This window comes from Sphingobium chungangianum, from assembly GCF_977014255.1.
The window spans coordinates 1,479,508-1,503,002 of record NZ_CDRNIV010000006.1 but is presented as its reverse complement, the minus strand read 5'-3'; the positions used below and the strand labels follow the sequence as shown (position 1 = coordinate 1,503,002).

General features: G+C 61.3%; 17 protein-coding genes, 1 tRNA gene and 3 pseudogenes. 6 read left to right on the top strand and 15 right to left on the bottom strand.

Annotated features, from left to right (window positions below; translation table 11 throughout):
* Window positions 1–2 precede the first annotated feature (2 nt).
* The 7 genes and pseudogenes from ychF to ACWNC0_RS14425 all read right to left on the bottom strand — a co-directional run bounded on the left by ychF (window position 3) and on the right by ACWNC0_RS14425 (window position 6,935).
* Window positions 3–1,103: a redox-regulated ATPase YchF gene (ychF, locus tag ACWNC0_RS14455; protein ID WP_449472526.1), complete on the bottom strand. Its 1,101-nt coding sequence runs from the start codon at window positions 1,101–1,103 to the stop codon at window positions 3–5.
* Window positions 1,104–1,172: 69 nt separating this feature from the next.
* Window positions 1,173–1,878 (bottom strand): annotated as a pseudogene (locus ACWNC0_RS14450) (DUF2490 domain-containing protein).
* 61 nt (window positions 1,879–1,939) lie between these two features.
* Entirely contained in the window at window positions 1,940–3,568 is a 1,629-nt protein-coding gene (locus ACWNC0_RS14445) for an alpha-D-glucose phosphate-specific phosphoglucomutase (protein ID WP_449472525.1), read from the bottom strand.
* Window positions 3,569–3,703: 135 nt separating this feature from the next.
* Window positions 3,704–4,273 carry an aminoacyl-tRNA hydrolase gene (gene pth, locus ACWNC0_RS14440; protein WP_449472523.1) on the bottom strand — a complete coding sequence of 190 codons (570 nt, stop codon included), beginning with the start codon at window positions 4,271–4,273 and terminating at the stop codon, window positions 3,704–3,706.
* A 146-nt stretch (window positions 4,274–4,419) separates the two neighbouring features.
* Window positions 4,420–5,034, bottom strand: coding sequence for a 50S ribosomal protein L25/general stress protein Ctc (locus ACWNC0_RS14435; protein ID WP_449472521.1), 615 nt, complete (start codon window positions 5,032–5,034; stop codon window positions 4,420–4,422).
* 111 nt (window positions 5,035–5,145) lie between these two features.
* A complete protein-coding gene (locus ACWNC0_RS14430; RefSeq protein ID WP_449474627.1) occupies window positions 5,146–5,985 on the bottom strand; it encodes a TraB/GumN family protein in 840 nt (279 codons plus the stop codon).
* 35 nt (window positions 5,986–6,020) lie between these two features.
* Complete coding sequence (locus ACWNC0_RS14425; protein WP_449472519.1) at window positions 6,021–6,935, bottom strand: TraB/GumN family protein; 915 nt, start codon at window positions 6,933–6,935, stop codon at window positions 6,021–6,023.
* Window positions 6,936–7,098: 163 nt separating this feature from the next.
* Between ACWNC0_RS14425 and ACWNC0_RS14420 the strand changes: the two genes are divergently transcribed.
* The 3 genes from ACWNC0_RS14420 to ppdK all read left to right on the top strand — a co-directional run bounded on the left by ACWNC0_RS14420 (window position 7,099) and on the right by ppdK (window position 13,188).
* On the top strand, window positions 7,099–7,971 hold the full coding sequence (locus ACWNC0_RS14420; RefSeq protein ID WP_449472518.1) for a glycine--tRNA ligase subunit alpha: 873 nt from the start codon (window positions 7,099–7,101) through the stop codon (window positions 7,969–7,971).
* A 109-nt stretch (window positions 7,972–8,080) separates the two neighbouring features.
* Window positions 8,081–10,339 carry a glycine--tRNA ligase subunit beta gene (gene glyS, locus ACWNC0_RS14415; RefSeq protein WP_449472516.1) on the top strand — a complete coding sequence of 753 codons (2,259 nt, stop codon included), beginning with the start codon at window positions 8,081–8,083 and terminating at the stop codon, window positions 10,337–10,339.
* A 149-nt stretch (window positions 10,340–10,488) separates the two neighbouring features.
* The gene (ppdK, locus tag ACWNC0_RS14410) at window positions 10,489–13,188 is read left to right on the top strand and encodes a pyruvate, phosphate dikinase (RefSeq protein ID WP_449472514.1); all 2,700 of its coding nucleotides are present in this window, start codon (window positions 10,489–10,491) and stop codon (window positions 13,186–13,188) included.
* 45 nt (window positions 13,189–13,233) lie between these two features.
* On the opposite strand, the gene ACWNC0_RS14405 is transcribed toward ppdK, so the two are convergent.
* Window positions 13,234–13,677 carry a hypothetical protein gene (locus ACWNC0_RS14405; RefSeq protein WP_449472512.1) on the bottom strand — a complete coding sequence of 148 codons (444 nt, stop codon included), beginning with the start codon at window positions 13,675–13,677 and terminating at the stop codon, window positions 13,234–13,236.
* Between the two features lie 141 nt (window positions 13,678–13,818).
* On the opposite strand from ACWNC0_RS14405, the gene ACWNC0_RS14400 reads away from it, so the two are divergent.
* Window positions 13,819–13,895: transfer RNA gene (locus tag ACWNC0_RS14400), tRNA-Arg, on the top strand.
* Window positions 13,896–14,035: 140 nt separating this feature from the next.
* Here the strand turns inward: ACWNC0_RS14400 and ACWNC0_RS14395 are convergent.
* The 6 genes and pseudogenes from ACWNC0_RS14395 to ACWNC0_RS14370 form a co-directional block, all read right to left on the bottom strand.
* Window positions 14,036–15,490: a cobyric acid synthase gene (locus ACWNC0_RS14395; protein ID WP_449472511.1), complete on the bottom strand. Its 1,455-nt coding sequence runs from the start codon at window positions 15,488–15,490 to the stop codon at window positions 14,036–14,038.
* Window positions 15,491–15,551: 61 nt separating this feature from the next.
* Window positions 15,552–15,773, bottom strand: coding sequence for a hypothetical protein (locus ACWNC0_RS14390; protein ID WP_449472509.1), 222 nt, complete (start codon window positions 15,771–15,773; stop codon window positions 15,552–15,554).
* 25 nt (window positions 15,774–15,798) lie between these two features.
* Window positions 15,799–17,059, bottom strand: a pseudogene (locus ACWNC0_RS14385) (N-succinylarginine dihydrolase).
* Window positions 17,056–18,072, bottom strand: a complete 1,017-nt coding sequence (locus tag ACWNC0_RS14380; protein WP_449472508.1) for an arginine N-succinyltransferase — start codon at window positions 18,070–18,072, stop codon at window positions 17,056–17,058. The pseudogene ACWNC0_RS14385 and the gene ACWNC0_RS14380 overlap by 4 nt, the downstream one beginning before the upstream one ends.
* Entirely contained in the window at window positions 18,069–19,292 is a 1,224-nt protein-coding gene (locus ACWNC0_RS14375) for a hydrolase (protein WP_449472507.1), read from the bottom strand. Before ACWNC0_RS14375 ends, ACWNC0_RS14380 begins: the two co-directional genes overlap by 4 nt.
* Window positions 19,293–19,390: 98 nt before the next feature.
* Window positions 19,391–19,876, bottom strand: a complete 486-nt coding sequence (locus ACWNC0_RS14370) for an RNA pyrophosphohydrolase (RefSeq protein WP_449472505.1) — start codon at window positions 19,874–19,876, stop codon at window positions 19,391–19,393.
* A 180-nt stretch (window positions 19,877–20,056) separates the two neighbouring features.
* Here ACWNC0_RS14370 and ACWNC0_RS14365 point away from each other — a divergent pair, with 180 nt between their 5' ends.
* Window positions 20,057–21,433, top strand: coding sequence for a cryptochrome/photolyase family protein (locus tag ACWNC0_RS14365; RefSeq protein ID WP_449472503.1), 1,377 nt, complete (start codon window positions 20,057–20,059; stop codon window positions 21,431–21,433).
* Between the two features lie 37 nt (window positions 21,434–21,470).
* Window positions 21,471–22,736: a class I SAM-dependent methyltransferase gene (locus ACWNC0_RS14360; RefSeq protein ID WP_449472501.1), complete on the top strand. Its 1,266-nt coding sequence runs from the start codon at window positions 21,471–21,473 to the stop codon at window positions 22,734–22,736.
* Between the two features lie 2 nt (window positions 22,737–22,738).
* Here ACWNC0_RS14360 and ACWNC0_RS14355 read toward each other — a convergent pair.
* Window positions 22,739–23,450, bottom strand: a pseudogene (locus ACWNC0_RS14355) (SDR family NAD(P)-dependent oxidoreductase).
* Between the last annotated feature and the right edge of the window lie 45 nt (window positions 23,451–23,495).

Sequence of the window (23,495 nt, the reverse complement as noted above, 5' to 3'; positions counted from 1 at the left end):
CGTCAGACGTTGAAGCGGAACAGCATGATGTCGCCGTCCTGCGTCACATAATCCTTGCCTTCAGACCGCCACTTCCCCGCTTCCTTGGCTCCGGCCTCGCCATTGAACTGGACATAGTCGGCATAGGCCATGGTTTCGGCGCGGATGAAGCCCTTTTCAAAATCCGTATGGATCGCGCCGGCCGCCTGGGGCGCCTTCGACCCCTTGGTCACGGTCCAGGCGCGCGCTTCCTTCGGCCCGACGGTGAAGAAGGTGATGAGGCCCAGCAATTCATAACCCGCCCGGATGATGCGGGCGAGGCCTGCTTCGGTCAGGCCCAGAGCTTCCAGATATTCGGTACGCTCCTCGACCGGCATGGTGATGAGTTCGGCTTCGATCGCGGCCGATACGATGACCGCCTTGGCCCCCTCGGCCGCAGCCTTCTCGAATACGCGTGCGGAATGAGCATTGCCCTCGGCCGCCGCCTCTTCTTCGACATTGCAGACGTAGAGGACAGGCTTGGCGGTCAGCAACTGGGCCTGCTGGAAGATGCGGGCCTCCTCGTCATCGGCGGGCTGCGTCAGCCGCGCGGGCTTGCCGTCGCGCAGCAGGTCCAGCGCCTTGCCCAGGACGGATGCGGCCACCTTTGCTTCCTTGTCGCCTTGCGCCGCCTTCTTGGCGAAGTTCGGCATGCGCTTTTCCAGCGATTCCAGGTCCGCCAGCATCAACTCAGTCTCGACGGTCTCCGCGTCGGCGATGGGGTCGACCTTGCCCTCGACATGGGTGATGTCGCCATCCTCAAAACAGCGCAGCACGTGGACGATGGCGTCCGTCTCGCGGATGTTGGCGAGGAACTGGTTGCCCAGCCCTTCGCCCTTGGAAGCGCCGCGAACCAAGCCTGCAATATCGACGAAGGACAGCTGCGTTTCGATGATCTTGGCGCTGCCGCCAATCTTGGCGATGGTCTGAAGCCGGTCGTCGGGCACGGCGACGCGGCCTTCATTGGGCTCGATCGTGCAGAAGGGATAGTTCGCCGCCTGCGCCGCCTGCGTTTCAGTCAGCGCATTGAACAGGGTGGACTTGCCCACATTGGGAAGCCCGACGATACCGCAACGAAAACCCATGGAACTGCCTTCACGTCAAAATGATGGCCGGGCCGATAGCCTGTTCCGCGTCCGAAGGCCAGCCTGTGCTCAGCGGCGGAAGAAGAGCGTGATCGATGCGACATGGTGCATGCGCTCGTTCCCGCTCCGCTGGTTGATCAGCTGGTTGAGATAGCCGATCTCGGCCGTGGACTTACCCATCAGCTTGACCTCCGCACCGATGAAGCTGCGCAACTGGTCGAAACCTGCCCTTTGTCCCCAATCCGTGCTGTTGAGAGCGGCAAATCCTTCCGCATAGACCAGCGCGTTGACGGCTTGGCGGTCGGGCTTCAGCGGCTTTTCATAGCGGAGCATCTCCCGCAGCCGCCATCCCATGCCGCTGCCATCCGAACGCCAGCGTTGCTCCAGCCGCGTGCGGGACGACAGCTCGCCGTCCCATGGCTTGCCGATCGTCCAGCTGATCTGCTGAAAACTACGCTCTTCATTGACATCGCGTCCGCCTTGCGCCGGCAGGACGATATGAGCATAGCCCTGATAGACCGACAGCTGAGGCGACAGCTTCCATCCCACCGCACCGCGCAGGAGAGTTCTGGTCGGCCCGTGAGGCGCCATTGCCGAACCGGGGCTGGATCTCGGCGAAATAGATGAGGTCGCCGCTGACCGGCCCCATGGCAGTCAGATTGAGCCACACCTGCTCATCTTCGGCCGTCGCCGCACGCGCAGTAGCGCCGGTTACGAGGGTGCAGGCGGCTAAAAATGCGGGGAAAGAACGAGCAATAGTGCGGGAGCGAAACATGGCGCGTCCCTAGTCTTTCGCTCTTGCCGCCCCATGTCCCTCAGATAACTTTTTATGTCTGTCAGGTGATCACGCTCGGCCGGTCCATGCTGGTAAATCCTGCGATATCCGCGATTTCTTGCGCGGCCTGGACCAGTGGCGCGAGGGCATCGGCGGTGTCCATGCCAAGGTTGCCGTCATGATCCACATAGCGTTCAATATAGACGCGCAAGGTAGCGCCTTCGGTGCCGGTGCCGGAGAGACGGAACACGATGCGCGATCCATCTTCGAACAGGATGCGGATACCCTGATTGTGGCTGACGGACTGGTCGGTAGGATCAGTATAGGCGAAATCATCCGCGCTCTTCACCGTGCCGCCGCTATTGGATGTACCGGGCAGAGTGGATAGCTTGTCCCGCAGCGCCGTCATCAGCGCATCGGCGCGGTCCTTGGCGATGGCTTCATAGTCATGGCGCGCATAATAGTTGCGGCCGTAAGTAGCCCAATGCGCCTGCATGATCTCGGTCACGCTTTGCCTGCGGGCCGCCAGGATGTTCAGCCACAGCAGCACGGCCCAAATGCCGTCCTTTTCCCGGACATGATCCGAACCCGTGCCCGCGCTTTCCTCGCCGCAGATCGTCGCCATGCCCGCGTCCAGGAGGTTGCCGAAGAATTTCCATCCGGTCGGCGTCTCGTAAAGCGGAATGCCCAGCTTTTCCGCCACCCGGTCGGCAGCGCCGCTGGTGGGCATCGACCGCGCAATGCCCTTGAGGCCCTCCGCATAGCCGGGCGCAAGATGCGCGTTGGCCGCCAGTACCGCAAGCGAATCCGAAGGTGTCACATAGCAGTTACGGCCGATGATCAGGTTGCGATCGCCATCGCCGTCCGACGCAGCGCCGAAATCGGGCGCGTTCTCGCCCATCATCCGGTCGTACAATTCCTTTGCGTGGACGAGGTTCGGGTCGGGATGATGATGGCCGAAGTCGGGCAAGGGAATGCCGTTGCGCACGGTTCCCGATGGCGCGCCCAAACGCCGCTCGAAAATCTCTGTGGCATAAGGACCGGTGACTGCGCTCATCGCGTCAAAGGAGAGGGTGAAGCCTTCGGCGATCATCTCCCGAATGGCTGAAAAGTCGAACAATTGCTCCATCAGATCGGCATAAGCGGCAACCGGGGCGACCACTTCGACCGTCATTCCGCCAAGCTGGGCCTTGCCGATGGTGTCGATATCGATGTCGTCTGCATCGACTATCCGATAGCTGTCGATCGTGAGCGTGCGGGCGTGAATGGCGTCCGTCACTTTCTCCGGTGCGGGGCCGCCATTGCTCACATTATATTTGATGCCGAAATCCTCGTCCGGGCCTCCGGGATTATGGCTGGCCGACAGAACCAAACCACCGAACGCGCCTGAGGATCGGATCAGGTGCGATGCCGCAGGGGTCGACAATATGCCGCCTTGGCCGACCAGAACCCGGCCAAAGCCATTTGCCGCTGCCATCTTGAGCACGATCTGGATGACTTCGCGGTTGAGATATCGCCCGTCGCCGCCGACCACCAGAGTCTGTCCTTCAAATCCGGTCAGGCTGTCGAACACCGACTGAACGAAGTTGGCGGCATAATGCGGCTGTTGAAAGACGCGGACCTTTTTGCGCAGGCCGGAAGTGCCCGGCTTCTGGTCACTGAAAGGCTTTGTCGAGACGGTCAGTATCACCTGTATCCCTTTGGGAAGTTTAGCCGGCGTCTTCTATGGCCCGGCAATGCTGCACTGCGCAATCCATTCCCCTGATTTCACCGCACGGACAGGGCGGCGGAACGGACTTTCACTTATTAGCGCATCTTCTGCGGATCAGTCCGCCAGCCTCAGCGCAACCTCATTTATGAAGCGCGCGTCGTCGCCCTTGGCCAGCCATTCGGCCTCCGCGCCGATCGCGCCAAGCATGTCGGCCAGCGCATCCATCTCACTCTTGTGATAATTGCCAAGCACATAGCCATGCACTCGGTCCTTGTGGCCCGGATGCCCAATGCCGATCCGCACGCGCCGGAAGTCCGGCCCGATGTGCGCATCCGTCGATCGCAGGCCGTTATGCCCCGCATTGCCGCCGCCGCGCTTCACCTTCACTTTCATCGGCGCAAGGTCCAGTTCGTCGTGAAAGACGGTCACGTCCTCCGGCGCCAGCTTGTAGAAACGCATCGCCTCCCCGACTGACCGGCCGCTTTCGTTCATGAAGGTGGCGGGCTTCAGCAGGATGATCTTCTCAGGTCCAATGCGGCCTTCCTGCACCCATCCCTGAAACTGTTTTTTGGGCGGGGAGAAGCGGTGCATGTCGGCGATGACGTCGGCCGCCATGAAGCCGACATTATGCCGGTGCATCGCATATTGGGTGCCCGGATTGCCCAGCCCGACCCAGATCTGCATCCCACGTCTCCAAACAAAGCGAACCCCCGTTCGCCTGAACCTGCCGAAGGGCCTCTCTTCCTATTCCAAGAAAAGGGGCGGGCCTCGACAAGCTCAGCCCGAACGGGGGTGAGCAAACCGGTAATCGGTAAGCCGGGGTGAAAGGCTTATTCGCCTTCCGCCGGAGTTTCGTTGTCGCCCTCGGCGCTCTTCATGGCAGAAGGAGCAACGATGGTCGCGACGGTGAAGTCGCTCTCATCATGCGCAGCCTTCGCGCCCTTGGGCAGCTTCACCGAGCCGATGTGGATCGATTCGCCCACGTCGAGACCCGTCAGGTCAACAACGACGTCGTCGGGGATTTCGGCCGCATCGACGATCAGTTCGATCTCATGTGCGACGATGTTGAGCACGCCGCCCTTCTTCAGGCCGGGCGAGGCATCTTCATTGTCGAAGCGAACCGGCACGTTGACGTGAACGGTGGCATGTTCCGAAACGCGCAGGAAATCGGCGTGCAGCGGGCGATCGCTCACGGGGTGGAAGGCGACGTCCTTGGGCAGGGTGCGAACCTGCTTGCCGCCCACCTCGACCATGACGACCGAGTTGAAGAAGTGGCCGGTGCCGAGCAGCTTGTTGAGGAGCTTTTCCTCGACGTGGATCGACTGCGGTTCTTCGTTGTTACCATAGATGACGGCGGGTACGCGGCCCTCACGGCGGAGAGCGCGGGAGGCTCCCTTGCCTGCCCGATCGCGTGCCTCTGCCGACAGCGTAAGCTGCTCGCTCATTGCGTGTCTCCAAAAGCTGATATGTCAAAACTTCCCGCAACGCCTCCAGGGATGACCATCACGGGAAGGCGGCCCTGTAGCAGAAAGGCGGGCAAAGGCAAGGGCGCGGCGCTATTGCACCCGCGTCACCTTGTAGCCACGCGCCTCAATCAAGCTGATGAGATTGTCCCGCCCGGTAAGATGCCCCGTGCCCACCGCGATGAAGGGGCGCCCCTTCAACTTCGTGATAGCTGCGCTCCAGTCCCGATTGCGGGAAACCAACACCGCCTTTTCAACCACCGGGTCGGGCTGTTCTCCACCCTGATCCTCCCGCGCGATCGCAGCCATATCACCCTTCAGCCAGGCATGAAGAATGCGCTCATACAGCGCCTTCATCCCCTTGGCCTCCATTACAGTCTGGGTCAGAAGCTGACGTTGCGAACCCTCGGGCAAGGTATCAAAGGCGCCAAATTGCCGCGCCACCGTCTCCAGTCCGCCAATCGGCTTGCCCGCTTCCTGAAACGCGGCGATCAGCACCGGCTCGACACCCGCGCTGGCGCTTAGGTGCAGCAACTCCTGCGCCGCCGCCGAAAGCAGCATCGCGGCCGCCCAGCTTTCATATCCGGACAGAAGCTGCATATTAGCGCCCCCGTCGCCAGCAATCCGCCGAAGCTCATCGCGCTTGTCCGCAGGCACACGGGCCTCGAGCGTGGGGAGGTCGGGGCTGCGGCCCATCTTCTCGAACAGCGCCCTCGTTCGCGCCTGATCCTGAATTTCCGCAGTTTCGAGCACCAACTGGTCCGAAGCGTCCATCGCCTGCTCAATCTTGCCGGTTCGCCAGCCGACCCCCTTGGGCAGCACATGAATGGTCCCGAACAGCCATCCATCGACCCCATGCCCCTGCACCCGCCACAGGGCAGGCCCGCCGCCCTCCGGAGGAGAAACCGGCTCCGGCCCGCACGCCGCTATCATCAGCAGCGCGCACAGGCCCAGCCATCGCAGCAAGTTCACTCGGCGACCCTAGCCGATGCGACGTTCATTCCCTTCAACTGCTCTTGTACGCTATCCTTGCCCGCCAGATGCCCGGCACCGACGGCGATGAACACCGTTCCGGGTCGCGCCAGCCGTTCCTTGATCCATTTGGCCCAATTCATGTTCCGCTGAATCAGCAGCACCTGAGCCAGTTCCGGCGTCGCTTCGAGCGATTCGTTCATTTCGGCGGCCAGCTTGTCCGGATCGCCCTCCTGCCAATGCGCGATCAGGCTGGAGAACTCCTTGTCCATGTCCGGCAGGCCCTCAACGGTAGCGTTCAGGAACTTCACCTGACTGTCCATCGGCAGCCCGGCAAAATAGCCCAATTGCTGCTCTACTGTCTCCAGAGCGCCTATCTTCTTGCCCGCAGCCTTTGCTGCTGACGTCAGTGTCTTCTCCGCGCCAAGGTCCGCTTCGTATCCCAGTTTTTCGAGCGGCTTCACCGCCAGCGCCATGCCAGCCATCCAGGGGTTGAACGGCTCGAACATCTGCCAGGGCAGGCCGTTCGCTGCCATCGCCGTCTGATATTTGCCCCGCATGTCGGCATCCAGACGATCCGACAGCTTCACCCCGTCACGCGCCAGGCCCGTTTGCGCCATGGAAGCAGCCATCGCCTGCGGATTCTCTGGCTCGACAATCTCCAGAACCAGCTCGTCCGACCCATCAAAGGCCCGCTTGATGCCGCCCTTGAACCACTCCGTTCCCGGTTTCAGCACATGAACCGTGCCAAAGAGATAGATCGTCGTATCCTCATCCTTCACCTGCCATAGGGCGGGCGTCACATAGGCGGCCCTTGCCGCTGGCGGACGAGCGTTGGCCTGCGGTTCCTGAGTGCAGCCGCTTAGCAGCAGCAAGCCTGCAACCATCAAGCGCGAAAGCGACCATTTCATAACGGCTATCGATCCATTGCGAAGAGTTTCGCCATATCCATGCGGGGCAGGGGGCGTTTGGGCAAGCGGATTAACCGCCTTCAAGCCCGCTTTTCCTTGACCCAAAAGCCCTCCTGCGCCAAGGCGCGCGCGATCAAACCGTCATTTTTGCAAGGGACCGTCCGTGGCGACAGGAAAGCCGCTCTCCTTTCAGGACCTGATCCTGACCCTGCACGCCTATTGGGGAAAGCAGGGCTGCGTCATCCTGCAACCCTATGACATGGAGGTCGGCGCGGGCACGTTCCACCCCGCCACCACCTTGCGCAGCCTCGGCCCGGACGCCTGGAATGCCGCCTATGTGCAGCCCAGCCGCCGCCCGACCGACGGCCGCTATGGCGAAAATCCCAATCGGCTCCAGCATTATTACCAATATCAGGTGATCATGAAGCCGTCCCCGGCGAACCTTCAGGAGCTGTATCTGGGGTCGCTGGTCGAGATCGGTATCGATCCGCTGATCCACGACATTCGCTTCGTTGAGGATGACTGGGAAAGCCCGACGCTCGGCGCATGGGGCCTTGGCTGGGAAGTCTGGTGCGACGGCATGGAAGTCACCCAGTTCACCTATTTCCAGCAGATGGGCGGCTTCGACTGCAAGCCGGTCGCGGGCGAGCTAACCTACGGCCTCGAACGCCTCGCCATGTATATTCAGGGCGTCGACAGCGTTTACGACCTGAAGTTCAATGACGCAGGCGTCACCTATGGCGATGTGTTCCTCGCCAACGAACAACAGATGTCGAAATGGAATTTCGAGATCGCCGACACCGAAAAGCTGTTCCGCTGGTTCAAGGACGCCGAGGCCGAATGCAAAGCCTCGCTGGATGCAGGCGTCCCGCTCGCCGCCTATGATCAGGCAATCAAGGCAAGCCACGTCTTCAACCTGCTCCAGGCGCGCGGCGTCATCTCCGTCCAGGAACGCGCCAGCTACATCGGCCGCGTCCGCGACCTTGCGAAAGGCTCCTGCGAAAAGTGGATGGAAGTAAACGGGTGGGCCGCATGATGCAGATGTGTAACTTCGTCATCCCAGCGCAAGCTGGGATCTCATGCCCCACGCGTTCCATCATTCGGCACGAGGCCCCAGCCTCCGCTGGGGCTGCGGAGAAAATCGCATGACCGATTTCCTCCTCGAACTCCGCTGCGAAGAAATCCCGGCCCGGATGCAGCTCAAGGCATCTGAAGACCTGGCCCGCCTCTTCACCGAGGAACTGGCGAAGGCTGGACTGAAACCCGAGAGCATCGACAGCTTCGTCACGCCTCGCCGCTTGGCGCTAATCGCCCGCAACCTGCCGCTTGAAACCGCCGCCGTCAGCGAGGAATTCAAAGGCCCTCGCACCAGCGCGCCCGCGCAGGCGCTTGAAGGCTTCCTCCGCAAAACCGGCCTGACCCAGAACCAGCTCGAAGACCGCGACGGCGTCTGGTTCGCCACCGTCAACAAGCCCGGCCGTGCCACCGCGCAAGTGCTGGTCGAAGCTGTCCCCGCCATCATCCGCGCCTTCCCCTGGCCCAAGTCCATGCGCTGGGGCACAGCCTCGCAGACGACCGAAAGCCTTCGCTGGGTCCGCCCGTTGCAAGGCATCGTCGCGATCCTCGGCGAAGACCTTGTCGATATCGAGATCGAAGGCACGCGCAGCGGCTACGCCACGCTCGGCCACCGTTTCCACCACCCCGGCGAAATCACCATCGGCGGCGCGCACGACTATGTCGAAAAGTTGCGCGCCTGCCATGTGATCGTCAGCCATCAGGAACGCCAGTCGATCATCGAGGCAAAGGCAAACGAAGCCGCCGCCGCGAAGGGCTACACCGTGATCGAGGACAAGGGCCTCGTCGCGGAGAATGCCGGGCTGACGGAATGGCCGGTCCCGCTGCTAGGCGATTTCGATCCGGCGTTTCTTGAGGTTCCGCCTGAAGTCATCCAGCTAACCCTGCGGATAAACCAGAAATATTTCGTACTGCGTGACAGCGCGGGCAAACTCGCCCCCGCCTTCATCTGCACCGCCAATATCGAAGCTAAAGACGGCGGCGAAGCAATCATCGCAGGCAACCGCAAGGTCCTCGCCGCGCGCTTGTCCGACGCCCGCTTCTTCTGGGAACAGGACCGCAAGACGAGGCTCGAGGACCACGCCAAGAAGCTCGAACGCATCACCTTCCACGAAAAGCTAGGCACCGTAGCCGACAAGGTCGACCGCGTAGCCAAGCTAGCCCGCTGGCTGGTAGAAGAGGGGATTATCTCTCCCCTCCCGCAAGCGGGAGGGGCCGGGGGTGGGCAAGCCCCAACGACCGAACAACTCGCAAACCTGGCCGAACAAGCCGCCCGCCTAGCCAAAGCCGACCTCGTCACCGAAATGGTCGGCGAGTTCCCCGAACTCCAAGGCGTCATGGGCGGCTATTATGCCCGTGCCGAAGGTCTGCCCGATGCCGTCGCTGACGCCATCCGCGACCATTACAAGCCGGTCGGGCAGGGTGATGACGTGCCGACCGCGCCTGCGACGGTGGCAGTATCGCTGGCGGATAAACTTGATGCCTTGTTCGCATTCTTTGCGATAGCGGAGATTCCATCAGGATCGCGTGATCCCTACGCGCTGCGTCGAGCCGCGTTGGGCGTGATTGCCATATTGCTTCAAAATGATCTGCGCCTTCCCCTCATTTCGGCGATCACTTTCGGAATCCCGAATGTTGGAACGGGCATGGCTCGAGTGCAATCGGCGAAGGAGGCTAACGCAGTTGAAGCATTGTTTGCGACGGGGCTGATTGCAAATTCTCAATTCACCTTTAGCTCACCGCAGACAAAGTCTGAATTGGATTGGGAAAATAATGAGGTTTTGCTGGATATGGCGGAGAAGGTCCGCAAAGCTCCGCAGAAGCTTGCTGATTTCATGACAGACCGCCTCAAGGTCCAGCAAAAAGAAGCAGGCGTCCGCCACGACCTGATTGACGCCGTATTCGCCCTCGGTGGAGAGGATGACCTCGTCCGCCTGCTCGCCCGCGTGAAGGCCCTCCAGTCCTTCATCGCCACCGACGATGGCACGAACCTCCTCGCCGGCTACAAGCGCGCCGCCAACATCCTGAAGAAGGAAGGCGTCGAAACCGCCGAGAAGGTCGAACTGGCCTACACCCCCGAACCTGCCGAGGCCGACCTAATTACCGCCCTCGACGCCGCCGAACCCCGCGCCACAGCAGCTGTCACGGCGGAGGACTTCGAAGGCGCGATGGCCGCACTCGCAACATTGCGCGCGCCGATCGACGCCTTCTTCGACAAGGTCACCGTGAACGACGCTGATCCGGCCAAGCGGTCGGCTCGCCTCGCGCTGCTGGCGCGGGTGCGGGACGCCGTGCATGCGGTCGCCGACTTCTCGAAAATTGCAGGATAGTTCGGAAAAGTCCGACGCTTCACGGCGATGGAGGATAGAGAAGAACAAAGGATCATCGTAAAAGCGGGTGCGTTCATCGCCCCGCCTGTTGTAGGAAAGTTGCTGCAACGCACAAATACACGGCAATCAGTGCAGGGAGAGCCGGGACTATGTTGACAATGGAAGAGGCCAGCATGAGCACGACCGCGACGCGTTATGTCTATCGTTTCGGCGGCGGCGTCGATGATGGTGGCAAGGGTAACAAGAATCTCCTCGGCGGCAAGGGCGCCAATCTGGACGGCATGGCCGCCATCGGCCTGCCGGTGCCTCCGGGCTTCACCATCACGACCGAGATGTGCACCCGCTATTATGAGGATGGCGGCGTATTCCCGGATAGCCTGAAGGCAGAAGTCGGAAACGGCATCGCCCATATCGAGGGTGTGACGGGCAAGAAATTCGGCGACGCGGCCGATCCGCTGCTCGTATCCGTCCGCTCCGGCGCGCGCATTTCCATGCCGGGCATGATGGACACGGTCCTCAACCTCGGCCTCAACGACGAAACCGTCGTCGGCCTCGCCACCGCGAGCGGCGACGAGCGTTTCGCCTGGGACAGCTATCGCCGTTTCATCCAGATGTATTCCGATGTCGTGCTGGAACTCGATCACGGTGCATTCGAGGAAGCCCTCGAAATCGCCAAGGAAGATCAGGGCTACACGCTCGATACGCAGATGACGGCCGACGACTGGAAGGCGCTCGTTGCCGAGTATAAGGCCCTTGTTTCAAAGCTCTGGAACAAGCCTTTCCCGCAGGACGTAAACGACCAGCTTTGGGGCGCGATCAGCGCCGTCTTCGGCAGCTGGCAGGCCGACCGCGCCAAGGTCTATCGCCGCCTGAACTCCATTCCGCACGATTGGGGAACCGCCGTAAACGTGCAGGCGATGGTGTTCGGCAATATGGGCGACACCTCGGCCACCGGCGTCGCCTTCACCCGCGACCCGGCGACCGGCGAAAACGCCTATTATGGCGAGTACCTCATCAACGCCCAGGGCGAGGACGTGGTGGCGGGCATCCGCACGCCACAGTATCTGACTAAGCAGGCACGCGAGCGGGCAGGGGCCAAGCCGCTGTCGATGGAAGAGGCGATGCCGGAAACCTATGCCGAACTGGCGCGGGTGTTCCAGATCCTCGAAACCCATTATCGCGACATGCAGGACATCGAGTTCACGGTGCAGCAGGGCAAGCTCTGGATGCTCCAGACCCGCTCGGGCAAGCGCACCGCCAAGGCCGCGCTCAAGATCGCCGTCGATATGGCGACCGAGGGCCTGATCACCGAGCAGGAAGCCGTCGCCCGCGTCGATCCCGCCGCGCTCGACCAGCTTCTCCACCCGACGCTAGACCCCAAGGCGCCCCGCGATGTGCTGACCAAGGGCCTGCCTGCCTCGCCGGGCGCAGCCTCGGGCGCGATCGTGTTCGACGCCGACACCGCAGAGCGCCGCAACGAGCTTGGCGACTCCGTCATCCTCGTCCGCGTGGAAACCAGTCCTGAAGACATCCACGGCATGCACGCGGCCAAGGGCATCCTGACCGCGCGCGGTGGCATGACGTCACATGCCGCCGTGGTTGCGCGCGGCATGGGCCGTCCCTGCGTGTCCGGCGCGGGCAGCCTGTCGATCGACAACGCCGCCAAGACGCTGCGCATCGAAGGCCGCACCCTCAAGGAAGGCGACATCCTCACCATCGACGGCTCGACTGGCGAGGTGATGGCGGGCGAAGTCCCGACCGTGCAGCCCGAACTGGCGGGCGATTTCGGCGTGCTGATGGCCTGGGCCGACAAGGTCCGCCGCTTGCGTGTCCGCGCCAACGCTGAAACCCCCCAGGACTGCCAGGTCGCGCGTGAATTCGGCGCGGAGGGCGTGGGCCTTTGCCGCACCGAGCATATGTTCTTCGACGCAGCCCGCATCACCGCCGTCCGTGAGATGATCCTCGCCGACAGCGAAAAGGGCCGCCGCGTCGCCCTCGACAAGCTGCTCCCGGAGCAGCGCGACGACTTCGCGCAGATCTTCATGGTGATGGCCGGCCTGCCCGTCACCATCCGCCTGCTCGATCCGCCGCTGCACGAATTCCTGCCGCATGGCGAAGCGGAGTTCGAGGAAGTGGCCAAGGCCGCAGGCGTGGGTGTGGACGCGCTCAAGCGCCGCGCCGCCGAGCTGCATGAGTTCAACCCGATGCTCGGCCATCGTGGTTGCCGTCTGGGCGTCACTTACCCCGAAATTTACGAAATGCAGGCCCGCGCCATCTTCGAAGCGGCGCTGCTCGTCAAGCAGCGCAGCGGCGAGGCGCCCATCCCGGAAATCATGATCCCGCTCGTCGCCACCAAAAAGGAGCTGGAGCTGATGAAGGCGATCGTCGATCGCGTCGCCAGCGAAGTCTTCGCCGAGCAAGGCGCATCGGTCGAATATCTCGTCGGCACCATGATCGAACTGCCGCGCGCGGCGCTCAAGGCAGGCGAGATTGCCGAGGTGGGCGAATTCTTCTCGTTCGGCACCAACGACCTCACCCAAACCACCATCGGCATCAGCCGCGATGATGCGGGCCGGTTCCTGACCCAATATGTGGACAAGGGCATCTTCGCCCGCGACCCGTTCGTCAGCATTGATGTTGAGGGCGTGGGCCAACTCATCGAACTGGCCGCCGAACGCGGCCGCGCGACCCGTCCGGGGATCAAACTCGGTATCTGCGGCGAACATGGCGGCGATCCGGCCTCCATTGCCTTTTGCGAGGCTACCGGTCTCGATTATGTCTCGGCCTCGCCCTACCGCGTACCGATTGCCCGCTTGGCCGCCGCTCAGGCTGCATTGGCAAAGAAGTAAGGATCCAGCCCCTCCCGCAACCGTGGGAGGGGCACCCGGACCTTGTTACGCCTCCAGGTAGCGCCGCTCATGCTCGCGCACCTTGCCCGTTTCGAGCAGCCGCGCCTGCAGGCGCCATTCCTCGCTCTCGATGGTCCCCGGCTCTCGCCCCAGCCTTGATTCCAGCGCAGCCTGCTCCTCACGATCAATAGATCCGAGTTGCACATAGCTTTGATAGCCCGCAGCCTCCAACTGAGCAGCGTCTTTTGCCGAAATTCCCCTGATCCGCGTCAGGTCATTTCGTTCGCCGGAAACGTCTCCAGCCTCCGCTCTACGGTCAGAAGCAGCGGCGGTCCGCGCATCACGCTCCTTAATCGTTTCACGATGAGCCAACCTCTCATCACGCCACAGCCGCTTATATTTGCCACGACCGCTGATCATCAGGCCGATCACCAATCCAATAACCAGCGCGATCACGAGCAGCGAAATCTCGTTCAAAGTGAAAGCCATGCTTCGCCTCCTTGCCCCTGTTCGCAACGAGCCAGCGCTGCAAAAAGTTGCGCTGGCGAAACTGCCGAGCGGACGCCGTAAAAAAACTGAAAAAAGGGGGTTGCTCAATCTCCCGCCCCCCTCTATCTGCCGCTCCACAACGCGCCCGTAGCTCAGCTGGATAGAGCATCAGACTACGAATCTGAGGGTCGGACGTTCGAATCGTTCCGGGCGCACCATTTTCTTTTCACGGAAAATCAGTGACTTATAAGGCACCCCTGTGGGAGTGCTTTAGCTGTTCCTGTTTGCGTGACTTCAGGTCACGTAAGGGCTTTGCGAGCCCGCATATCCATCGCTAATTAAGCGCGATCGCGATCCTTCAGCCGCAGGTGGCGATCTTGATCATCGCATCGATATTAACATGTCGCTCCAATTGTTCTGCAATGTCATCCAGCGCCCGATCGACCGATGCGGAATAATCCACGCCTTCAGAATGAACGCCGATCGAGGCCATTAATCCGGCGCGAGCGCCTGTGCTGGCAAACAGGCCATGGACATAGGTGCCCGATACAAGGCCATCGGCGCTGATCGCGCCATCGACCCGCCCATCGTCCAATCGAGCGAAGGGACGCGCACAGTCCGGCCCTTCGGTAGAGCCGAGATGCATTTCATACCCCTGGAAACTCTGCGCCCAAGCCGTGCCCGCCACTCTTTCCAGCGACTTAGTGCCCGTCAGCCGCGTTTCGATGTCGAGCAGGCCCAGGCCGTCGATGCTGCCGGGCTCGCCCTCAATTCCATCCGGATCAGAGATGCGCTTACCAAGCATCTGATAACCACCGCAAATTCCCAATATAGGCTTGCCCTGACGATGATGCGAAAGGATGTCGATGTCCCAACCTTCTGCTCGCATTGCGCGCAGGTCGGCGATCGTCGCCTTGGAACCCGGCAGGATGATCAGGCTGGCTTCGGCCGGGATAGGCTGGCCCGGCGGCACCATCACAAGCGCCACGGCGGGTTCCAGCTTGAACGGGTCAAGATCATCGAAATTCGCGATGCGGGGCAGGATAGGGCAGGCGATGACCCTGCGCTTGCCACTCCGGCCGCTCGCCCGTTCCAGCACGACCGCATCCTCGCTGGGCAGGCGGGCGGTGGCTGAAAGCCATGGCACCACGCCAAACCCCCGCCAGCCCGATAATTGCTCGATCTGCCGATAACCGTCTTCGAACAAAGCTGGATCGCCCCGGAACTTGTTGATCAGGAACCCCCGTATCATCGCCGCGTCCGCCGGATCGATGACAGCCTTCGTGCCTGCGATCGCCGCGATCACGCCGCCCCGGTCTATGTCGCCGACCAGTATGACCGGCACGTTGGCGGCGCGCGCGAACCCCATGTTCGCGATGTCGCCCGCTCGCAGGTTGATCTCCGCCGGGGATCCCGCCCCCTCGACCACGACGATATCGCATTGCTGCTTCAGTCGGTCATAGCTTGCCAACACCGCGTCCAATAGTTCGGCACGAGCGGTCCGGAAGTTACCGGCGTTCAGCGCGCCGCGAACCTTCCCATGGACCACCAGCTGCGATGTACGATCCGCCTGCGGCTTCAGCAGCACGGGGTTCATGTCGCTGTGCGGCTCTGCGCCAGCGGCCAGCGCCTGTAGAGCCTGCGCCCTGCCAATCTCTCCGCCATCGATGGTGACGGCTGCGTTGTTCGACATATTCTGCGGCTTGAATGGGCGCACACTGTAGCCCCGACGCACCAGCGCCCGGCACAATCCCGCGACGAGTACCGACTTTCCAACGTCGGACCCCGTTCCCTGAAGCATGATAGCGGCCATGATGCCGCTCCTGCATGGCTGTCCGTTGCCGGTCAACCGCCGCTTTGCGGAAGGCAATTATTCAGAAGATGAGGCGCCGCCGCATCTCAACGGCATCGATGATCATCCCGCCTGCCATGAACACCGATCCGGTGCATGCCAAGGCGAGCAATTGTCCGCCGAAACCGGGATATTGCTGGAGATAGACGATGCCGCGCTCGGTGGCGCCCAGCGCGAGCGCATAGATGACCAGGAACGCCTCGAACTTCGTCTTGATCGTAAAGAGGCGCTTGATCCGTTCCATCGTCCCACTCGAGCTGTGACTTGCTCTAGGGAATTAAGTCGCCCGAAAGCTGCAAATGGTCAACAAGCATTAACCACGATTGTTCGATCTGGGCGATCAGCCGGGTGTCGGCCAGATCGGCGGGCACGATCCGCTCAGGCCAATAGCGCTCGATTATGCTCGCGATCTCATCCAACCTGGCCTCGTTCACCAGAAAACGGGGATCGACATTGGCGGGATCAGCGACGACCCTCAACCTCAGACAGGCCGGGCCGCCGCCATTCGCCATGGATTGTCGCACATTGACGGTGATCAACTCGCGAATGGGGCCATTGCCCGCAACCAGTTTTTCCAGCCAGTTCCAGACACTCGCAACCCCCTTGGCCTCAGCGGGCAGGATCAACGCCATGCCGCCGTCCGGCAGCGTCACCAGTTGCGCATTAAACAGATAGCTTTGGATGGCATCGGCCAGGCTGAACGGCCGCCTCCGGCACCTCGATGATCTGGACCGCGGGCAGCATGGCGCGCAGTTGATCGTAGAAGCGCGCCTTGTCGGCGAAGGCCTGCTCATGGGCGAGAAGCACGGTCTCGTTGGCGACGGCCACGACGTCATTGTGAAAGGCGCCAGCCGCTATCGCCTGCTCGGACTGCATGACGAACAATGTGCGTGCCGGATCAAGGCCATGGAGCCGCGCGACGGCTTTGCTGGCCTCCACATGCTGACGGGCGGGGTAGGGGCCGCCGGATTGGCCATAGACGAATATCTCGACGCCCCGATCCGCATGGCTGTCACACAGTCGCATGTGATTGGCCGCGCCTTCATCGCCATAGGGCGCGGGGATAGGGGGATGAATTGCAAAGGCATCCTTGTCGGAGAAGGCGACCTGCAACTGGGCCAGTGTCTGCTGCCACTCATGGCTTCGGTGCGGCATGGTGACGAGGTTAGCTATAGTCAGGTGCGTGCGTCCGTCGGCCGTATCGGGGCCGGGCGACACGGTCGCCGCGTTCGCCGCCCACATGGAGGACGCGGACATCGCCGCCGCCCGGATATGGGGCTCAGCCTCGCCGATATTTGTGCCCAAGGCGCTTAGCCATCGCCCGTCCGGCCGCCACTGGGGCAGGAATATACCCTGTACTAGTCCCAGGCGCAGGTTCGCGTGCATCTTCTCGATGCCTTCCAACGCCGCGGCCCGGGGATATGACGTCGTTCCCGCGCTTCCTGCCGATGCCAGGTTTCCCAGGCTAAGCCCCGCATAATTGTGGCTTGGCCCGATCAAGCCGTCGAAGTTGATTTCCCTGACCGTCATGCGCGGGACACCATCATGAACTGCTGTCCGGGTTCCAGTCCCAGCCGTTCGGCGCTTTGCCGATCAAGCGACAGGTTATCGCCGTCTTCCTTGACCATTGCATATGCGCAACGAAAATCCGCGCGTTCTCCGGTGGCCACCAGCTGTCTTTCTCCTCCACCGTCATGAACGGCGGACAGGATCACATCCTGCGCATGGGATATGGTTTGCAGTGCGTCTATCTGTCCCACCATCGTCGGGCCGCCGTCGAATATGTCGATATATCCCGGGTTCGTAAAACCCTCCGTTTCCAGCATCCGCATCGCCGCTCGGCCATTGGGATGAGGCAGGCCGATCACCGCCTTTGCACTGTCGTTCAGCATGGCGGTGTAGATAGGTGTCTTGGGCATCAGGTCCGCGATGAACTGGTTGCCATGGATCGCATTGAATTCATCCGCTTCCTGAAATGTCATGCCGAAGAAGCGCCCCGCGAGCCCATCCCAGAAAGGCGAGCCTCCTGCCTCATCGATTACGCCGCGCAGCTCGGCTATCACCCGGTCTCCGAAGCGTTCGCGATGACTGCGGATATAGAGATAACGGCTGCGGGCGAGCAGCAGGCCCAGGCCCTCGGCGCGCTCTCGTGGACGCAAAAAGAGGCCGCCGACCTCCGTCGAACCTTCCAGGTCCGTGACGAGCGACAGCATCTCCGCCCGGAATGTGCGGGACAATTCCCGGCTATGCTGGGTCAGGACGCCCAGGCGATAGGAATAGAAGGGCCAGCTTTGCCCTACCTTGCTGAAAATCTGACAAGTACCACGAACTTGTCCCGTGGTGCAGTTTTCAAGCACCATCAGGATAAGCTCATCCTCCACCCCTCCACTCTCCCGAGCGAGCGCCATCTCGGTCCGGACCAGCTTCTGCTCCAGCGCCTTCCGGTCAGCAGGCAGGTTGGTAAATCCGCCCCCCGTTATTTTCGCTAATTCATACAGGGTTTGCAGATCATCCGCCCGCGCAGTCCGCATGACAAAGCTCAAACCATCTTCTCCTGTGGAAATTTGCCCTGCGCAATCCGCAATAAGGTGAGCGCGGAAAGTTGCGCGCGTTCGGCAAGGCTTTCGACGATCAAATATTCCTCGTCGCTATGAATGGCCCCGCCCCGAACGCCCATTGTGTCCACCACAGGCACGCCGCACGCCGCGATGTTGTTGCCATCACAAACGCCTCCTGTGTCCCGCCAATTCACGGCCACGCCCAGCTCGGCGCCACATTTCCTGACCAACTGGAAGAGGGCAGCGGCTTTTCCGTCGAGAGGTTTAGGCGGACGGCCGAAGCCCCCGTGAACTTTCAAGCTCACATCATGATCGCAAGCAACTTCGCGTACGGAATTACTGATGAGCCGCTTCGCGCTCTCCTCAGCCTCCGCGGTCCGAGGCCGGAAATTCACGCGCAGGATCGCACGGTCGGGCACGACATTGTTGGGAGAGCCGCCATCTATCCGCGCGGGATTGCACGTAAAGCCAGTGCCGCTCCCCGCTTTAAGTTTGAGGGCGAGATCCGCTGCTGCGAGCACGGCATTGCGGCCTTCTTCCGGGTTGCGCCCCGCGTGGGCGCTCCGGCCACTGACTATGAAGGAGAAATTCCCGCTACCCGGCCGCGCTCCCGCAAGCGTGCCATCGGGAAGCGCCGGCTCATAGGTCAGCGCCGCAACTTTCCCCTTCGCGGCCATCATGAGAAGGTCTGCCGAAGAAGGACTGCCGACTTCCTCGTCGCTGTTTATGACGACGTCATAACCGATCCGGGTGGCGGCCGATGCCCCCTCGAACGCTCCGAGTGCCGACAGCATGACGGCGAGGCCGCCTTTCATGTCGGCTACGCCGGGACCGTTCAGACTGCCGGGATCGATCCATCGAAGCGATTGGAATCCATGATCCGCCGGAAAGACCGTGTCCATATGTCCGGTCAGGAGGAGCCTGATCGCAGCGTCGGGACGCACGGAAAGCAGCAGATGCTGTCCATGTTCGACCAGTTGAACGCGCCCTTCGGAATCAACGGCATCGACTTTCGTGCCTTCGATCAGGCGAATGTCGCCGGGTAGCGTGGAGAATGCATCTGCCAGCATCGAAGCAGTCATCGCCAAACCGGGCAGGTTCCGCGATCCGCTATTAATAGCCGCCCATTTCTGCACCTGATCCAGCATCGGGGCGGCTGCGGCGCGATCCAGTATTTCGCGGTCTGACGACGAAAGGCCGTTCATGCGCTGGAGCTTATCAGACGAAGTTGATGGCCTCCAGTCTTGCGATACCGTTATTTATTCCCGATCGCGCTAGGGGGCCGAAAGGATCAGTGATCCGGTCAGATGAGAGCCTTGAATTCCTGCAAAATGTCCCGGTACAGCTTCCTTTTGAACGGAACGATCACGTCAGGAAGGGCTTCCGGCTCAATCCATTTCCACTCTGAGAATTCGGCATCCTCAGTAGCGATGTTGATATCCTCGTCGCTGCCGAGGAAGCGCGCGAGGAACCATATCTGGCGCTGACCGCGATATTTGCCGCCCCATAATTTTCCGACAAGTTCAGGTGGTAAATCGTAGAAATGCTCGTCCCGCGCTTTCGCGATGATCTCTACATGATGCTGGCCGATGCCGGTTTCCTCGCCCAGTTCGCGCAGCGCGGCAGTCCTTTCCTCCTCCCCATGATCGATTCCGCCCTGAGGCATCTGCCAAGCTTCCACCTGGCTATCGATACGCTGGCCGACAAAGACCTTGCCATCCATACTGACGAGCATCACGCCGACGCAGGGCCGATACGCGAGTTCCGAATCATTTGGCGCCGATGCCATGATGTCCCCTGATCATTGTCCTGGCCGCAAGCCATTGGCCCGCTTTGTGCAGTGCAATGATAAAGGGCGAAGCAGCGGTCGTCCATGCGCTAAAACGCACAGCACCATATCCGGACAGCTTTTCGCGCCGAAATGGGAGAGGGGATTGGAAGCTCGGCCTGGCAATGGCAAAGCTGGCAAATGTCCAATCCCGTGATCCTCTGGTTTCGCCAAGACCTCCGCTTATCTGATCAAGCAGCATTGGCGGCGGCAGTGAAGGAAGGGCCGGTGATCCCGGTCTATATCCTGGACGATACATCCCCAAAGCAATGGAAGATGGGCAGCGCGCAGCGATGGTGGCTTCATCACAGCCTGAAATCGCTGGACGACAGCCTTCGTCGCAAAGGGTCTCGCCTCATCCTGCGCAAAGGGGAGAGCGCCGAGCAGTTAGAGAGGCTCGCCCGTGAAACCGGTGCCAAGCAAGTGCATGCACTGGCTCATTATGAGCCATGGTGGCGGAATGCCGAAAGGGCAGCAGCGAAGGAGATCGATCTTCAGCTTCATGACGGTATGCTGTTGTTGCCGCCGGGGAGTGTCCGCACGTCGGGCGGCAATCTTTATCAGATATACACGCCGTTCGCCCGGGCAATGATGCTTCACATGCCACCGGCCGAACCTGTCGCGACCCCGTCGAGGATCGACGCGCCAGCAAAATGGCCCGCGAGCGATTCGCTCGACGATTGGGAACTATGCCCTCGTCGTCCCAACTGGGCAGCAGCTTTTGCCGAGGACTGGTCGCCTGGTGAAGCTGGAGCACGCCACCGCGTCGCCTCCTTTCTCGATGAGGCGGATGAATATGATGTGGCGCGTAACCTTCCATCCGTGGAAGGAACTTCGCGGCTTTCTCCTCATCTCCATTTCGGCGAAGTCTCTCCCGCCTATGTCTGGCATCGGGTGAGCGAGGTGGCGGCAGATGCGACCACCTTTCTTAAGGAACTGGTCTGGCGCGACTATGCGCATACGCAGATTTGGGCATTGCCGACCTATGGGTCACAAAACGCCCGCTCCGATTTCGATCGGTTTGCTTGGCGCAGCTTGCGCGAAGCAGTCGATGATTTTGCCGCCTGGAAAACAGGACGAACGGGCTACCCGATAGTGGATGCCGGTATGCGCCAGCTTTGGACGACCGGATGGATGCACAACCGGGTTCGCATGATCGCCGCGAGCTTACTCATCAAACATCTTCTGATAGATTGGCGACACGGGGCGCAATGGTTCTGGGACACATTGGTGGACGCGGATTACGCCAACAATAGCGTGAATTGGCAATGGGTGGCGGGCAGTGGCGTTGACGCAAACCTGTTTTCCCGGATCATGGCACCGCTAACCCAGTCTCCAAAATTCGAAGCGGGTGATTATATCAGGCAATGGGTGCCCGAATTGGCTCATCTCGATGACACGGCGATTCACGATCCTGAAGCCTATGATGCACGACCGGCCTCATATCCTTCCAAGCGCGTTGGTCATCGCGAGGCACGCGAACGCGCGCTTGCAACCTACCGACAAAGCAGGGCCTAAGGACGGACCGCTTAGACAAGGGAACAGGGGTGAAGGGATGAACGCGATCGATCCCGGGCATGGCAGACGAGCGCCGACCGTGCGGCGCCTGGACGGGGAAAATACGCGCGGATGGGCGTCGCGCTTGGTCGCCCCTCACTTCCACCGTTTGCTGGACCGTATCGATTCGGGCCTTCTGAAAGGAAGGCTTGAGGCCACGCTGCCGGATGGAACCGCGAGAATATTGGGGGGGCGTGGAACAGGGCCTGTCTGCGAAGTCCGGCTGGTCCGCTGGCGGGCTTTGTTGCGGCTGGTCGTCGGGGGATCGGCTGGATGGTATCGGGCATGGGCTGCTGGTGAATGGAGTAGTCCGGACCCGGTCCCCCTGTTCGAGTTGTTCATGGCGAACGCCGCGACACTGGGTAATGTGGCTCGCCCAAATGGCCCGGCCCGATGGATTGGCCGGTTCGGGCATTGGGTGCGTCGCAACGACCGGAAGGGGTCACGTCGTAACATCGCCTATCATTATGATCTTGGGAACGACTTCTACCGCCTATGGCTGGACCGGGACATGCATTATTCCAGTGCTTTGTTCCGTGATCCCGATGACCGGATCGAGAGCCTTGAACGAGCGCAGCAGCGCAAGGTGGACGCTATCCTCGACCGGCTCGACCTCAAGGAAGGCAGCACACTGCTTGAGATAGGTTGCGGGTGGGGAGGTTTGGCCGAGCAGGCGCTGCAACGTTGCGCTATCCGCTATGACGGACTAACCCTATCGACCGAGCAGGCAGAATATGCGCGAGAGCGGCTTGGTGCTGGCGCAAACATCCTGCTGACCGATTATCGGGACGCTCAAGGACAGTATGACGCGATCGCAAGCGTCGAAATGGTCGAAGCGGTGGGCCAGGAATATTGGCCCGCTTATGTCGCCGCCATAGAGAGGTTGCTGAAACCCGGCGGGAAGGCGGCAATCCAATATATCCTCATCGACGACGCCATATTCGAGAAATATGCGCGCGGAGCCGATTTTATCCAGACTTACATTTTCCCCGGCGGAATGCTGCTGTCGGAAAGCCGTTTCAGGGCTTTGGCGGAAGCCAACGGGCTGGAATGGAGGGAGGTCCGCCATTTTGGCGTCCACTATGCGGAAACTCTTCGGCGCTGGCGGGAAAAGTTCGACCGAGCCGTCGACCGCGGTCTTTTACCTCCCAGCTTTGACCAGCATTTCGTCGCGCTCTGGCGCTATTATCTGATGTATTGCGAAGGCGGCTTTCGCGGCGGAACGATCGATGTCGCCCAGGTGACGCTGGTCAAGCCGGACTAAGATCAATCCAAACGTTGGTGATAGCCGTTTGGCCGATCCGAAAGGACGAGCTCAGCTATGGCCTGGCCCACGACCTCCGGGTCCTTCACTGTCGCGGGATCTTCGCCCGGATAGGCTCTGGCGCGCATCGCCGTCCGGGTCGCGCCCGGGTCAACGACATGAGTGCGTATGGCCGAGATATTTTTCACTTCCTCGCCATACGTGCTTACGAGCGTTTCGAGCGCTGCCTTCGACGCGCCATAGGCACCCCAATAAGCGCGCGGCGCGGTAGCGACCGATGATGTGATAGCAATGACACGCGCGTCGGAACTTGCGCGGAGCATTCTGTCGAAAGCTGCGATCAAAGCCTGCGGTGCTGCTATGTTCAGCGTCAGCAGCCGAGCGAATTCCTTCACGTCGATCGCGGGCACCGCAGCCAGGCTGCCTGAAGGTCGCCGCGTTCAAAACCAGAATGTCCAGCGCCTCCCACCGGCCCGAAACCGCCTGAGCAAGCCGCCCGATGCTTTCGCCATCGACAAGGTCGAGCGGCGCTATGGTGGCACTGCCTCCGGCGCCGTGGATATATTCTTCCACCTCCTCGAGGCCGCCCGTCGTTCTGGCTGTCAGAATGACATGAGCACCAGCAGCGCCAAGGGCCTTGGCAGTGGCGGCGCCGATACCACGGCTCGCGCCGGTCACCAGGGCAAGCTTACCGGAAAGAGGAAAAGTGGACATGAAGCATCCTGTTCGCCCTTCCGGATGGATAGGGCCGGTTTAGTG

What these genes read in the sequence shown, in the direction of transcription:
- ychF (WP_449472526.1), bottom strand. Translation starts at nt 1,103, where the DNA reads ATGGGTTTTCGTTGCGGTATCGTCGGGCTTCCCAATGTGGGCAAGTCC.
- pth (WP_449472523.1), bottom strand. Translation starts at nt 4,273, where the DNA reads ATGCAGATCTGGGTCGGGCTGGGCAATCCGGGCACCCAATATGCGATG.
- ACWNC0_RS14435 (WP_449472521.1), bottom strand. Translation starts at nt 5,034, where the DNA reads ATGAGCGAGCAGCTTACGCTGTCGGCAGAGGCACGCGATCGGGCAGGC.
- ACWNC0_RS14430 (WP_449474627.1), bottom strand. Translation starts at nt 5,985, where the DNA reads ATGATAGCGGCGTGCGGGCCGGAGCCGGTTTCTCCTCCGGAGGGCGGC.
- ACWNC0_RS14425 (WP_449472519.1), bottom strand. Translation starts at nt 6,935, where the DNA reads ATGAAATGGTCGCTTTCGCGCTTGATGGTTGCAGGCTTGCTGCTGCTA.
- glyS (WP_449472516.1), top strand. Translation starts at nt 8,081, where the DNA reads ATGACCGATTTCCTCCTCGAACTCCGCTGCGAAGAAATCCCGGCCCGG.
- ppdK (WP_449472514.1), top strand. Translation starts at nt 10,489, where the DNA reads ATGTTGACAATGGAAGAGGCCAGCATGAGCACGACCGCGACGCGTTAT.
- ACWNC0_RS14405 (WP_449472512.1), bottom strand. Translation starts at nt 13,677, where the DNA reads ATGGCTTTCACTTTGAACGAGATTTCGCTGCTCGTGATCGCGCTGGTT.
- ACWNC0_RS14395 (WP_449472511.1), bottom strand. Translation starts at nt 15,490, where the DNA reads ATGGCCGCTATCATGCTTCAGGGAACGGGGTCCGACGTTGGAAAGTCG.
- ACWNC0_RS14390 (WP_449472509.1), bottom strand. Translation starts at nt 15,773, where the DNA reads ATGGAACGGATCAAGCGCCTCTTTACGATCAAGACGAAGTTCGAGGCG.
- ACWNC0_RS14375 (WP_449472507.1), bottom strand. Translation starts at nt 19,292, where the DNA reads ATGAACGGCCTTTCGTCGTCAGACCGCGAAATACTGGATCGCGCCGCA.
- ACWNC0_RS14370 (WP_449472505.1), bottom strand. Translation starts at nt 19,876, where the DNA reads ATGGCATCGGCGCCAAATGATTCGGAACTCGCGTATCGGCCCTGCGTC.
- ACWNC0_RS14365 (WP_449472503.1), top strand. Translation starts at nt 20,057, where the DNA reads ATGTCCAATCCCGTGATCCTCTGGTTTCGCCAAGACCTCCGCTTATCT.
- ACWNC0_RS14360 (WP_449472501.1), top strand. Translation starts at nt 21,471, where the DNA reads ATGAACGCGATCGATCCCGGGCATGGCAGACGAGCGCCGACCGTGCGG.